Source organism: Agrobacterium sp. DSM 25558, from assembly GCF_900100825.1.
GTDB lineage: Bacteria > Pseudomonadota > Alphaproteobacteria > Rhizobiales > Rhizobiaceae > Agrobacterium.
In genome coordinates this window covers 18,175-30,356 of sequence record NZ_FMUD01000027.1, presented here as the reverse complement: position 1 = coordinate 30,356, position 12,182 = coordinate 18,175, and the positions used below count along the sequence as shown (strand labels likewise).

13 protein-coding genes are annotated in these 12,182 nt (G+C 57.4%); 7 read left to right on the top strand and 6 right to left on the bottom strand.

Annotated features, from left to right (window positions below):
• Window positions 1–49 precede the first annotated feature (49 nt).
• Window positions 50–640 (bottom strand): HupE/UreJ family protein, encoded by a 591-nt coding sequence (locus tag DSM25558_RS20130; RefSeq protein WP_077106470.1) that lies wholly within the window; start codon window positions 638–640, stop codon window positions 50–52.
• Between the two features lie 220 nt (window positions 641–860).
• On the opposite strand from DSM25558_RS20130, the gene DSM25558_RS20125 reads away from it, so the two are divergent.
• Window positions 861–1,442: an ATP-dependent Clp protease proteolytic subunit gene (locus tag DSM25558_RS20125; RefSeq protein ID WP_077106469.1), complete on the top strand. Its 582-nt coding sequence runs from the start codon at window positions 861–863 to the stop codon at window positions 1,440–1,442.
• Between the two features lie 57 nt (window positions 1,443–1,499).
• On the opposite strand, the gene DSM25558_RS20120 is transcribed toward DSM25558_RS20125, so the two are convergent.
• Together DSM25558_RS20120 and DSM25558_RS20115 are read right to left on the bottom strand one after the other, a co-directional pair.
• Window positions 1,500–3,059: a B12-binding domain-containing radical SAM protein gene (locus DSM25558_RS20120; RefSeq protein ID WP_077106468.1), complete on the bottom strand. Its 1,560-nt coding sequence runs from the start codon at window positions 3,057–3,059 to the stop codon at window positions 1,500–1,502.
• 171 nt (window positions 3,060–3,230) lie between these two features.
• Complete coding sequence (locus tag DSM25558_RS20115; protein WP_077106467.1) at window positions 3,231–4,292, bottom strand: SDR family oxidoreductase; 1,062 nt, start codon at window positions 4,290–4,292, stop codon at window positions 3,231–3,233.
• Window positions 4,293–4,390: 98 nt separating this feature from the next.
• Between DSM25558_RS20115 and DSM25558_RS20110 the strand changes: the two genes are divergently transcribed.
• Window positions 4,391–4,768: a winged helix-turn-helix transcriptional regulator gene (locus DSM25558_RS20110; RefSeq protein WP_077106466.1), complete on the top strand. Its 378-nt coding sequence runs from the start codon at window positions 4,391–4,393 to the stop codon at window positions 4,766–4,768.
• Here the strand turns inward: DSM25558_RS20110 and DSM25558_RS20105 are convergent.
• Entirely contained in the window at window positions 4,765–5,439 is a 675-nt protein-coding gene (locus tag DSM25558_RS20105; RefSeq protein ID WP_077106465.1) for a spermidine synthase, read from the bottom strand. The genes DSM25558_RS20110 and DSM25558_RS20105 overlap by 4 nt on opposite strands.
• A gap of 181 nt (window positions 5,440–5,620) precedes the next feature.
• On the opposite strand from DSM25558_RS20105, the gene DSM25558_RS20100 reads away from it, so the two are divergent.
• The 4 genes from DSM25558_RS20100 to leuA all read left to right on the top strand — a co-directional run bounded on the left by DSM25558_RS20100 (window position 5,621) and on the right by leuA (window position 9,360).
• Complete coding sequence (locus DSM25558_RS20100; RefSeq protein WP_077106516.1) at window positions 5,621–6,805, top strand: benzoate/H(+) symporter BenE family transporter; 1,185 nt, start codon at window positions 5,621–5,623, stop codon at window positions 6,803–6,805.
• 29 nt (window positions 6,806–6,834) lie between these two features.
• A complete protein-coding gene (locus DSM25558_RS20095) occupies window positions 6,835–7,128 on the top strand; it encodes a BrnT family toxin (RefSeq protein ID WP_077106464.1) in 294 nt (97 codons plus the stop codon).
• On the top strand, window positions 7,094–7,327 hold the full coding sequence (gene brnA, locus DSM25558_RS20090) for a type II toxin-antitoxin system BrnA family antitoxin (protein WP_077106515.1): 234 nt from the start codon (window positions 7,094–7,096) through the stop codon (window positions 7,325–7,327). Before DSM25558_RS20095 ends, brnA begins: the two co-directional genes overlap by 35 nt.
• 317 nt (window positions 7,328–7,644) lie before the next feature.
• Window positions 7,645–9,360, top strand: a complete 1,716-nt coding sequence (gene leuA, locus DSM25558_RS20085; RefSeq protein ID WP_077106463.1) for a 2-isopropylmalate synthase — start codon at window positions 7,645–7,647, stop codon at window positions 9,358–9,360.
• 175 nt (window positions 9,361–9,535) lie between these two features.
• On the opposite strand, the gene DSM25558_RS20080 is transcribed toward leuA, so the two are convergent.
• On the bottom strand, window positions 9,536–10,501 hold the full coding sequence (locus tag DSM25558_RS20080) for a metallophosphoesterase family protein (protein WP_077106514.1): 966 nt from the start codon (window positions 10,499–10,501) through the stop codon (window positions 9,536–9,538).
• A 228-nt stretch (window positions 10,502–10,729) separates the two neighbouring features.
• Here DSM25558_RS20080 and DSM25558_RS20075 point away from each other — a divergent pair, with 228 nt between their 5' ends.
• Window positions 10,730–11,128, top strand: a complete 399-nt coding sequence (locus DSM25558_RS20075; protein ID WP_083716591.1) for an NUDIX domain-containing protein — start codon at window positions 10,730–10,732, stop codon at window positions 11,126–11,128.
• A 1-nt stretch (window position 11,129) separates the two neighbouring features.
• Here the strand turns inward: DSM25558_RS20075 and DSM25558_RS20070 are convergent, their stop codons facing one another.
• Complete coding sequence (locus DSM25558_RS20070) at window positions 11,130–12,122, bottom strand: glutathione S-transferase family protein (RefSeq protein ID WP_077106461.1); 993 nt, start codon at window positions 12,120–12,122, stop codon at window positions 11,130–11,132.
• Window positions 12,123–12,182: the final 60 nt, after the last annotated feature.

The following is a 12,182-nucleotide window of genomic DNA, read 5'->3' as shown; positions in this document are numbered from 1 at the left end:
TTTTAAAAGCCGGAATTTTCTTACATTTTTGTAAGGTTAAAAGCCTTGGTTATCCGCCAAAAACCAGCGAAAGACCGGCCAGTGCCGTCATGCCGCCAACGATGCGTGCCGCAACTGTGCCAAGCTTGGCAATGCCCAGTCCCAGCGCAATGCCCGCAACATGCAGCAGCGCGGTTGCGATGACGAAACCAACACCGAACTGAAGTGCGCCCGCGCTGCCGAGTTCGCCGCCATGGGCATGGCCGTGGAACAAAGCGAAGATACCGACGATAGCCGCAGCGGCGCTGACGGGAACGCGTGTGGCCACGGCAACCAGCAGACCCAGCGCGATGACGGAGGCGAGGATGGCCGGTTCGACGAATGGCAATTCAATGCCGCCAAGCGCCAGCAGAAATCCGATTGCCATGGTGCCGACGAATGCGGCGGGAACGATGAGGAGCGCGTTTTTCTTATCCGTAGATGTGGCGATCTGTGCGGCCCAGATGCCCACGGCGATCATCACCAGAATATGATCGGCACCGAACAGCGGGTGCGAAAACCCGGCCATGAACGAGCCGTGCTCTTCCGGGTTGAGGTGCGCAAATGCGGGCAGGGTGGTTGCGCCGAGTGCGACAGCGGCGAGTGAAAGTTTTTTGAACATCGGTCCCTCTTGTTTTTTTGCAGGCAGGGCGAGAGGCTCTTGGGGTGCCGCTCGAACCTTGCATCATTAACGATATCGCAAGCGCAAACACGCTGTCCATGCGTCATTTGTCGGTGGTCTGTTTATTAAGCAGTTCCGCGCCTTGCCTTTTTCGCTCATTGTTTTACGAAACAAATCACACTATGTCCGGTAGGTAATGAAATACGTTGGAGACCGTCACATGAACGAAGAAGAAGACGACAAGAGCAAGGAACTGCCGATCGGCAAGGAAACGGAAGCGAATCTTTTCAAGTCGCGTTCGATCTTCATCTATGGCGGAATCACGCAGGAACTGGCGCAGAAGGTTTGCACGCAGCTTGTTGCGCTGTCTGCTGCCAGCGATGAAGACATCCGCGTCTACGTCAATTCGCCCGGCGGCCACGTCGAATCCGGCGATAGCATTCACGACATGATCAAGTTCATCAAGCCGAAGGTGTGGATCATCGGCACGGGCTGGGTCGCATCCGCCGGTGCACTGATCTACGTATCGGTGCCGAAGGAGCGTCGTATCTGCTTGCCAAACACCCGCTTCCTGCTTCACCAACCATCCGGCGGCACACGCGGCATGGCATCCGATATCGAAATTCAGGCCCGCGAAATCATCAAGATGAACAAGCGCCTGATCAGGATTTTCTCCGTGGCCACAGGCCAGACGGAAGAAAAGATCGCCAAGGATATCGACCGCGATTACTGGCTGGGTGCCGAAGAAGCCGTAGCCTACGGCCTCGCTTCGCGAGTCGTGACCTCGCAGGGCGAGATCTAAGCGAAGACTGTCCATTAAAAAAACCGCGCTGACGAAGGTCAGCGCGGTTTTTTGATTCTACGATGTGCCGACTTGCTTCATCTTCTCTGCTGCCGCTTCAACAACAGGGCCGCCGCCATGCGTGTCATTCGCGCCGGTTCCATGCTTTGATGAAACCGGTGCCTTCCCGAACCACTCGGCCAGCGACATCCGGCCCCTCTTGGGCGGCGGCTGGCGGATGAATTCCGCGATCTCAGCCCGCCACACCCGGAAGCTGAACCGGAAGCTCCAGCGCATGTGTTTGCGAAGCTCACGATCCGGGTGGAAGAAGATACGCAACAGCGCGCGTGGCCGACAGTGGACGGCGACTTCCAGCAACTTGACCATGGCGAAGATCATGCCCGGTGACAGGTGGCGCGATGACAACAATTGGTGTCGGTAATCCCATTTGCTGCGGTCCGTTTCGATCACGCGACGCTCACCATTTTCTGCCGTCCAGTCGGACCAGCTGTGTGGCGTCAGATACATGGCGTTCAGCAAATCCGGGTCGTAAAGGCTGATCTGGCGCAATGCCCGCAGGTAATCTGAAAACCTCTCCTCTTCGAAACCGACGATATGGCCCAGCATGGACAGGATGCCGTGCTGGCGCAGCAGCGCGACTGCTTGCTGGTCCTCACGGGTGGTCGATCCCTTGCGGATGGCCGCAAGCGTGGTCGGGTCCGTGGTTTCGATGCCCATCAGCACGCAGATCATGCCGGCTTTCTTCATAAGGGGCAGCAGATCGGCATCACGCACGATGTCTGTCGCGCGGATCGTCGCAAACAGCCGCACCGGTACGTTTTCCTCGACCAGCGCTTCCAGGAACTCTCGCCACAGGCGCTTGGAGGAGGTGGGGTTTTCATCGGCCAGATCAACGAAGCAAACGCCGTGGGTGCGATGCAGCCAGGCAACTTCGGCAGCGACCGCCTTGGGTGAGCGATACCGCCAACGGCTCCAGAACTGATATTGGCCGCAATAATTGCAACGGTGGGGACAGCCCCGCGAAAATTGAATGATGGCTGCGCGACCAAGACCGAAGCATTGATACAGATCCCAGTCTTCGATCAGCTCCCAGCCGATGCGCCATTCGTTGAGGTCCTTGATCGTGGCGGCGGGTCTGGTTTCTACCGCGTCGCCATTCTGACGATGAACGATGCCCGGAACGGTGCTGAGTGACTGGTCCTCCACTAGGGCATGCGCCAATGCCAATGCGGTCGATTCGCCTTCACCCTTGATGATGATGTCCACCGATGGTTCATCGCACATGATGGCGGCGGCGTGGTAGGTGGGGTAAACGCCACCATAGACCGTCAGCGCCTGCGGGCAGGCGCGTTTGACCGCGTTCAAAACCAGAATGCAGGCGGGGTGGGCAGGGGTCGATCCCGCATGGCCAGTCATCACCATATCGGGTTTGAAGACAGCGATCGCGGCCTCGATCTCATCCGCCTTCATGTGGTGGCGTTCCGCATCAATCAGGCGGCACTCATGCCCGGCATCGATCAACGGACCCGCGACGCAGAGAAGACCGAAGGGGATTTGGTGGCCAACGCCACGTGATGTGAGGGAGATATAGGGTGGGTTGACGAAGAGTATACGCACGAAGTCTCCTTTTCGGCATCGCCCAGACAGGGAGACGCCGCGATGGCTTCTGCAACCAGATTCATTTTTTTCTATCTGGCGTTTATGTCTTGGGGATATTCGAGCGTCAAACGAAAAACCGCACTGGCGAGACCAATGCGGTTTTGATAATGAAAGCTTGGCTAACTCGCCTTAGGGAATGAGACGGTTCTTCCGCAGCGTCTCGAACAGCGCAAAGAATGCGTCATCCGTCGGCTGATATTCTTTGAAGCCTAGGCGGCGGCTTTTGCCCATGTCGGTGACGACTTCGATGGGGCGGCCAAGATCGGCATCCGTGTGCCACGGAGAGGCGAGGCGAGTGAGATGGTGTTCGACAAGATTTTCACGCGCCGCAATCTCGCTCCAGACTTCAGCGTCATCTTTCATCTGTTGTTCGAGCGGAATCACCGTTCCATCAAAGGGTGCAGCCTCGACGCCAAACCAGTCGGCGATGCGGCTCCACATCCAGCTCCAGCGGAAAACATCGCCGTTGACCACGTTGAAGGCTTCGTTCTGTGCCTCAGGCGTTTCTGTGGCCCATAGCAGCTGCTTGGCCAGAAGGTTGGCATCCGTCATGTCGGTGAGGCCGTTCCACTGTGCGGCGGAACCGGGGAAGCGGAAAGGGCGGCCTGTTTCGCGGCAAATGCTTGCGTAAACTGCAAGGGTCGAGCCCATATTCATGGCATTGCCGACCGCCTGGCCGATCACGGTGTGTGGACGGTGGACGCTCCAAGAGAATCCATCGCGCTTCGCGGCAGCAAAGACTTCGTCTTCCTGCGCGTAATAGAAATTTTCGACATCGAGACGGCCCTGTTCTTCGCGGAACGGCGTTTGCGGCAAGGTGCCCTTGCCATAGGCCTCGAACGGGCCGAGATAGTGCTTCAGGCCGGTCACCAATGCCACATGGCGGGTGGATTTGCCAAGGCTCAAGCCATCCAGCAGGTTACGGACCATGGCGGAATTGACGCGTATGTTTTCCGCTTCGCTATCCTGGCGCGCCCATGTTGAAATGAATACGGCGTCTGGCCGTACATCTTCCAAAGCCTTCGCCGTTTCAATCGCATCTTGCAAATTGGCGGCAACCGGAATGATGCCTTTCTGCTCGGTTGGCCGGCGCGAAAGGCCGTAGACTGTCCAGCCTTCGCCCAACAAAAGATTTGCCGTGGCGCTACCCACGATACCGCTTGCACCCACGACCAATGCCGTTTTTACCATGATCTTGCTCCTTTTTTTGTTGAGACATAACTAGGCATTCCGCGCCCTGACGTGTAGACGGCACGGATTGGGGACATGGATACCAAAGGGTGACCACGATGAAACCGGGAAGCCACGAAGCAGAATGGCGCGAAGATTGCGCGCCCCGACGCGTGTTGGAACTGTTCTCTACCAAATGGACGAGCATGATCCTGCATACGTTACACACCCTGCATGCGGGCACGGCCCGCACGGGCGTGCTGGAACGCAGCCTGCCAGGCATTTCCAAGAAGATGTTGACGCAAACGCTGAAGGAAATGGAGCGCACGGGCCTTGTCACGCGCCATGTGCATGCAACCAGACCGCCCGCCGTTGAATATCAACTCACCGCGCTCGGAAACCGGTTCATCGAGCCGGTCGAGATGCTTTATGCCTGGGGGCGGGATAATGCCGATGCGTTGGACGCGTTGGGAGAGCGGTCCACCTCCCGGCGTTAAGCCTTGGCCGCCAGCCAGAGCGTATGGCGCGCACCGCCGCGCTTGCCATTGGCGCGAACGCTGACCTCATCTGTCGCGAACCCGGCCTGCCGCAAACGGCGTGTGAAAGCGGCATCCGGGCCGGATGACCAAACTGCGAGTATGCCTTTCGGGCGCAACGCCGTTCTGGCGGCCTGAAGGCCATCGGGGTCATAGAGGCTGTCGTTTGAGGGACGCGACAAGCCATCGGGGCCATTGTCAACATCCAGCAGAATGGCGTCGTAGGCGGCTTTTTTCGATTTGATCAGTGCTCCGACATCCCCGACATGAATATCGACACGCGTATCATCGAGCGTGCCTTTGTGCAGTTCGGCCATTGGGCCGCGCGCCCATTCGACAACGGCGGGTACCAGTTCCGCAACAGTTACACGGGCATCGGATGGCAACACCCCGAGGGCTGCGCGAAGCGTAAAACCCATGCCGAGCCCGCCGATCAGCATGCTCTGGTTTGCTCTTCCCGCAATGCGTTCGCAAGACTGCGTCGCCAAGGCCTCTTCGGAGCCACTCAACCGGCTGTTCATCAGCTCGTTTGAACCAAGCATGATGGAAAATTCCTGGCCGCGCTGCTTCAGGCGCAATTCGCCGCCATCACCGGGAATGGCTGCTCGGTCGAGTTCTATCCAAGGAAGCATCTGATATCTCGCTGTTTGATGGCGTGGGTTTACACAAGTGGGATGATGAGAACAACAGGGCGGGGCGGAGACCCTGCACAAGTCAGGCGCGAGTACCTTCGTTGGGCAAAGCAACCTTGCCAGCGAGAGTGTTTTTTGATCTGGAATGGTGATTGCCATTTCTCTTTTCCAGAGCCCAGCCATGCTAAAAGATTTCTCCCTCCAAAGCCTGTTCATGGGCCTGCTGACTGCCTTCGTCGGTTTTGCCAGTTCCTTTGCCGTGGTGCTGCAAGGGTTGAAGGGTGTTGGTGCGACGGATTTCGAGGCGGCATCCGGATTGATGGCACTGTCAGTTTCCGTCGGTCTCTGCGCCATCATTCTATCCGCAACAACGCGGCTCCCCATCAGCATTGCTTGGTCCACGCCCGGTGGCGCGCTGCTGGCAGCGACGGGGGTGATCGAAGGTGGGTTTTCGGCCGCCGTTGGTGCCTTCATCATTTGTGCGATGCTGATCATCATCGCCGGTCTGTTCAAGCCACTCGGGCGGGCTGTTGCTTCGATACCTACACCGTTGGCCAACGCCATGCTGGCGGGGGTCATCATCGGTCTGTGCTTTGCGCCCATCAAGGCCATCGGCTTCAACCCAGCCTTGGGCTTGCCGATTATTCTGGCATGGATCGTCGTCGGTGCTTTCAAGCGCCTGTTTGCCGTTCCCGCAGCCCTTGCCGCATTCGTGCTTGTGATGATTTTTGGCGTCGATATTCCCACAGGCGCACTGGATAGCGTTGCGCAATCGCTGGCGCCACCGATGGAATTCGTCATGCCGGTGTTTAACCTGCAAGCCTTGATCTCCATCGCGCTGCCGCTGTTCATCGTCACCATGGCCTCGCAGAACATTCCCGGCATTGCCGTGTTGAAAGTCAACAATTACGATCCGCAGCCGGGACAGTTGTTCGCCACAACAGGACTGTTCTCGCTGCTCGCCGCCCCATTCGGCGGCCATGCCGTCAACCTCGCCGCCATCACCGCCGCCATGTGTGCGGGAGAAGATGCTCATCCGGACCCCAAACGTCGTTACTGGGCGGTGATCGTCAGCGGCGTGGGATATGTGATTTTCGGCCTTCTGGCAGGCGTGGTCACCGCCTTCGTGGCGCTGGCCCCACCCATTCTCATTCAGGCGGTAGCCGGCCTGGCTCTCGTCGGTGCCTTCTCCGGCTCGGCTGTCGCGGCCTTCAAGGACCCCGAAACCCGCGAAGCTGCCGCCATAACCTTCCTCATCACCGCGTCGGGTCTGTCGTTTGGCGGCATTTCCGGAGCGTTCTGGGGACTGATTGGCGGAGGGCTGATGATGGCTTTGCAGCGGGTAGTGAAGCGTGACCAGGTATAGAAACTGTATAAATTTTATACTATATTGCTATGAACTTTGAATTTGATCCTGCAAAGAGCGCAAGCAACAAAGACAAGCACGGAATCGATTTTGTGCAAGCCAAGCTGTTATGGCTTGACGACTTTGGCCTGACTATTATGGCCAAACAGGTCGATGAGGAGCGTGTTGCCCTGATTGCGGAGCTGGAAGGAAAGCTATGGTTGGCCGTGTACACTTTGCGGCAGGGGCGAATCCGAATCATTTCAGTGCGACGCGCCCGCCCGAACGAAAGGCATTATTATGAAGACTATAAGCGCCAAAGAATTCGACAGGATGTTCGATGATGGTGAGGATATAAGCGAGTATCTCGACTTTGCGACCGCGCGCCATCTTAATCTGGAGCCCAAGCGCGTGAATATCGATTTTCCAACCTGGATCGTGCAAGGTTTGGATGACGAGGCAAAACGTCTTGGTGTCACGCGACAATCGTTGGTGAAGCTATGGATCGCTGAAAAGCTTGAAGCACGTCGCCATGCAAAATAGATCAATGATCGCATAGAAGCTTACTTGCCAGATCAAAAACCGCTGTTTATACAAATCAACATGACCATTCGCACCGCAACCATTTTTGGCATGACCGCGCAGATTTCTGCGAAGGCTTGCCCATGCGGTGCACTCTCGCTTCTTAGCCTCGACCTTACACGCGGTTGCCGGGTCCAGTGAGGAGCGCCCGGCGGCCGAAAGCCCGTTGGTGCCAATGCTCCTCAACTCGAAATTTCACTTTATACTGGATTTAAGGCCCGTTTGGGCGCGCATCTGCCAAGGCTTTTTCAGCCGCGATGCGTGGAAGGAGCAAGATTATGGACGCCAAGACCTCTCAGATTTCCAAGGGCATGCCGGACGCGAACGTAAAGTATCGCCCATACCCCGTCATCGACATCAAGGACCGCACCTGGCCATCGAAAACCATCGACAAGGCACCGATCTGGTGTTCGGTCGATTTGCGTGATGGCAACCAGTCGCTGGTCAACCCCATGGGGCATGATCGCAAGGCGCGCATGTTCAAGCTGTTGCTGGAAATGGGCTTCAAGGAAATCGAGATAGGTTTTCCATCCGCTTCGCAGACGGATTTCGACTTTGCGCGCTGGTGTGTGGAGCAGGGCGGTGTGCCTGAGGATGTGTCCTTGCAGGTGCTGGTGCAGTGCCGCCCGGAACTGATCACGCGGACGTTCGAATCGCTGGAAGGTGCCAAGAACCCGATCATCCACTTCTACAATTCCACCTCTGAATTGCAGCGCCGCGTGGTGTTCGCCAAGGATGTACCTGGCATCAAGCAGATCGCCGTTGATGCGGCCAAGATGATCACCGATATGGCCGCCAAGGCCGGCGGCGGTTACCGCTTCGAATATTCGCCGGAAAGCTTTACCGGCACAGAACTGGAAGTGGCGCTGGAAATCTGCAACGCCGTGGTCGAAGTGGTGAAGCCGACGGCAGAGAACAAGCTGATCCTCAACCTGCCGTCGACAGTTGAGATGGCGACGCCGAACATCTACGCCGACCAGATCGAGTGGATGTGCCGCAACATCGACAACCGCGAAAACGTCATCATTTCGCTGCATCCGCACAATGACCGCGGCACAGGCATCGCCGCCACGGAGTTGGGCCTGATGGCGGGCGCAGACCGCGTGGAAGGCACATTGTTTGGCAATGGCGAGCGCACAGGCAACGTCGATGTGGTAACACTGGCCTTGAACATGTACACGCAAGGCGTTGATCCTGAACTCAATTGCCGCGATATCGAGCGCATCAAGTCGGTCTACGAATATTCCAACGAGATGACGATCCCCGAGCGCCACCCTTACGTGGGTGAACTGGTTTATACGGCCTTTTCCGGTTCGCACCAGGACGCGATCAACAAGGGCATGAAGGCGATCAAGATTGCCAACCATCCCGTCTGGGAAGTGCCTTATCTGCCCATCGACCCCAAGGACGTCGGTCGTTCCTACGAGGCGATCATCCGCATCAACTCGCAATCCGGCAAAGGTGGCATCGCCTATATTCTTCAGCAGGATTACGGCATCAACCTGCCGCGCAACCTGCAAGTCGAATTCCGTGAGGAAATTCAGCGCATTACCGATGAAGAAGGCGTGGAATTGCCCGCCAAGCGCATCCATGAGCGCTTCATCGAGCAATATGTGACGCAGCCAAATGCGCGCATCAAATTCGTGGATCACCACACCTATCCGGCTGGCGACTACAAGGGCGTGCGCGTGGTAGCTGCCGAAATCACCGACAATGGCGAGATCAAGCGTATCGAGGGCAAGGGTACCGGCCCCATTGATGGCTTCATCAACGCGCTGTCCACCTATCTCGGCATCGATCTGTCGGTAAACGATTACTCCGAACACTCGCTGCAGCACGGCTCCAACGCCTCGGCCATCGCCTATGTCGAGATGGAGCATCCTGGCGGCAAGCTGTTTGGTGCGGGTATCAACACGAATATCGTGGGTGCTTCGTTGGAAGCTATCGTGTCGGCGGCTAACCGCGTGCTGGAGCAGCGGGCGGCGAAGCCCTGACACTTGCATCCTGGCATGTGCCAGACAATCTTACGTCATGCTCGGGCTTGTCCCGAGCATCTAACCACGTTCAATGTCGTGGTTCGTTAGATCCTCGGCACAAGGCCGAGGATGACGTAAAAAGCGAGATGTTGCACTTTTTCGGAAGTTAAAGAATGGAGTTGAGGTAGCGCCCTCACTCTTCTTCCCCTTGCTCCACCGGATTGCTGAAGCCGAGGGGTTTTCCGTTGGTGTAGAATACCCGCACGTCCTCCAGCTCCACGCCGGTGCCTTTTTCGTTCAGGCCAAAGCGTTCGCAGGTCACGTTCCATTTGCCGGGCCCGCCATCAATGTGGAACAGATTGTATCCGGCGCGGGGTTTCTTGCCGCCGGGGCCTTGGCTGGTTGAGGCGATGCAGACGACCGGCGTGTGGTCGCGTCCGCGATGGGTGTTCAGCCAATAGACGGTGTTGAGGTGGGTGTGGCCGTGAAGCACGAGTTCCGCGCCGCCGGTGCCGATGGCAGCGGCGAAGCGGCGAATGCCGATCATGCGTTTATGGGTGGCAGCCGCGCCCCGGATGGGTGGGTGGTGGATCATGACGACGCGGAATAGGCCCTGCTCACCGGCTTTCTTCAACAGCTCCGCCGTGGCGCGCGCCTGTCTGCGCCCGAAATAACCGGTGGCGGAAAAGGGCGGCGTGGCGATGGATGTGGAGCAGCCGATCATCGCGACCGGGCCTCGCACGCGCATATAGGGAAAAATCTTGCGGTCTTCGTCCCAATTTTCCGGGTCGCCATCCCCACGCACGAAAGGGTACCAGGCGGCCATTGCTTTATCGTGTGCGCCGGGCACGTAGGCATCGTGATTGCCGGGAACGACTGAGACCTTCAATGGGTCGCCGATTTCCTCCAGCCAGTCGGCTGCGGCGCGAATTTCGATGCCGGTCGCCAGATTAACCAGATCGCCAGTAATGGCAATGTGATCAGGGGCCTTGCTTTCCATATCGTCTACCACCTTTTCCAGCGTATCGCTGAAAAGGTGCTTGCGGCGGTTGAGACGCCAGTTCACAAAGCCAAGAATGCGTTTGGATGCAAGCTCGCGGAATGTGAGCTTTGGCAGCGGACCGAGATGGATATCGGAGATGTGGGCAAGTTTGAACATGCGTTCAGACATAATCTATCCATGTTGGAGCGTACAATGCGAAACCTCGATTTTTCAAAGGGATAAGCGCTGAACGTCGAAGTGTGAAGCAGTATCTGGTCTATCAGGTACCAGTTGACGGAGAGTTGAGACGTGAGTGAAAACTTTGGGCGGGGCGAAGGGTTCCGACGTGTGCTTCGGAATATTGCCAAACGTCTGCTGCACACGTTTTTCTTCCTGAGCCGCGGCATGACGATGGGCGTTCGCGCTGCCTGTTTCGACGCTCAGGGCCGGGTGTTTCTAGTTCACCACACCTATGTCCCGGGCTGGCATATGCCGGGTGGCGGGGTAGAGCGCGGCGAGACCGGGCTACAGGCACTGCACAAGGAAATCCGCGAGGAAGGCAATCTTGCCGCCACATCCACGCCGCAGCTTTTCCATGTTTATTTCAACAACCGCACCAGCGACCGTGATCATGTGCTGTTCTACCGCCTCGACGTGACGCAAACCGAAACGAAGGTGCCGGATCGCGAAATCAGCGACAGCGGTTTTTTCCCTCTCGACGCATTACCCGAGGGAACGACGCCAGCCACCCGCAGACGCTTTGCGGAACTGGCCGGTGATGTGCAGCCGGAAGATTACTGGTAGTTCAACCCAGTCGTTGGCGATCATGAGCTCTGTCGAGATCCAGCTCTGGGCCAACAGGTACGATGCCAGTCGGGTTGATGGTCTTGTGACTGCGGTAATAGTGTTCCTTGATGTGGCGCATATTGACCGTCTCCGGTACGCCTGATGTCTGGTAGAGATCACGAAGATAGCCGGTCAGGTTGGGGTAGTCGTGGATGCGGCGAATGTTGCATTTGAAGTGGCCGACATAGACAGGATCGAACCGCACAAGCGTGGTGAACAGCCGCCAGTCCGCTTCCGTCTGCTGCGAACCCAGCAGGAACCGCTTATTTTCCAAACGTTCTTCCAAGACGTCCAGCGTCTCGAAAATCCTGCTGGCGCTTTCCTCATATGCTTCCTGCGTGGTCGCGAAGCCAGCCTTGTAGACGCCGTTGTTGACGGTGTCGTAAATCAGGTCGTTGAGGGGATCGATCTCGGCGCGCAGGGCTTCAGGGTAATAATCGCTCGTCGATCCTGTCAGGCCGTTGAAGGCGCTGTTGAACATACGGATGATATCAGCTGACTCGTTTGAGACAATTGTGTTCTGCTGCTTGTCCCACAGCACAGGCACCGTAACGCGGCCGGAATATTGTGGGTCTGCCTTGGTGTAGACCTGCCACATGGCGGAGAAACCGAAGAGATGGTCTGGCGTGGCACCCGGCGTGCGTGCGTCATCCGCTTTGAATTCCCAGCCATTTTCCAGCATCAGCGGATCGACCACCGAGACGGAAATCAGGTCTTCAAGCTTTTTCAGTTTGCGGAAGATCAGCGTGCGGTGCGCCCAGGGGCAGGCGAGGGATATGTACAAGTGGTAGCGATCTTTCTCAGCCTTGAAGCCGCCCTTCCCGGAAGGGCCTAGCTCGCCATCTGATGTCACCCAATTGCGGAATTGCGAGGCGCTGCGCTTGAAATGCCCCTTGGTTTCCTTGGTGTCGTACCAGACGTCTTTCCAGACACCCTCAACCAGCATACCCATCCGCTTGTCTCCTTATGTTGAGTTGCACTGTAGGCCATGGACACGCGCGAGCGAACCCAA

Bases quoted from the DNA above. Each gene is read 5' to 3' on its own strand.
- DSM25558_RS20130 (WP_077106470.1), bottom strand. From the start codon at position 640: ATGTTCAAAAAACTTTCACTCGCCGCTGTCGCACTCGGCGCAACCACC.
- DSM25558_RS20125 (WP_077106469.1), top strand. From the start codon at position 861: ATGAACGAAGAAGAAGACGACAAGAGCAAGGAACTGCCGATCGGCAAG.
- DSM25558_RS20115 (WP_077106467.1), bottom strand. From the start codon at position 4,292: ATGGTAAAAACGGCATTGGTCGTGGGTGCAAGCGGTATCGTGGGTAGC.
- DSM25558_RS20110 (WP_077106466.1), top strand. From the start codon at position 4,391: ATGAAACCGGGAAGCCACGAAGCAGAATGGCGCGAAGATTGCGCGCCC.
- DSM25558_RS20105 (WP_077106465.1), bottom strand. From the start codon at position 5,439: ATGCTTCCTTGGATAGAACTCGACCGAGCAGCCATTCCCGGTGATGGC.
- DSM25558_RS20100 (WP_077106516.1), top strand. From the start codon at position 5,621: ATGCTAAAAGATTTCTCCCTCCAAAGCCTGTTCATGGGCCTGCTGACT.
- DSM25558_RS20095 (WP_077106464.1), top strand. From the start codon at position 6,835: ATGAACTTTGAATTTGATCCTGCAAAGAGCGCAAGCAACAAAGACAAG.
- leuA (WP_077106463.1), top strand. From the start codon at position 7,645: ATGGACGCCAAGACCTCTCAGATTTCCAAGGGCATGCCGGACGCGAAC.
- DSM25558_RS20080 (WP_077106514.1), bottom strand. From the start codon at position 10,501: ATGTTCAAACTTGCCCACATCTCCGATATCCATCTCGGTCCGCTGCCA.
- DSM25558_RS20075 (WP_083716591.1), top strand. From the start codon at position 10,730: ATGACGATGGGCGTTCGCGCTGCCTGTTTCGACGCTCAGGGCCGGGTG.
- DSM25558_RS20070 (WP_077106461.1), bottom strand. From the start codon at position 12,122: ATGGGTATGCTGGTTGAGGGTGTCTGGAAAGACGTCTGGTACGACACC.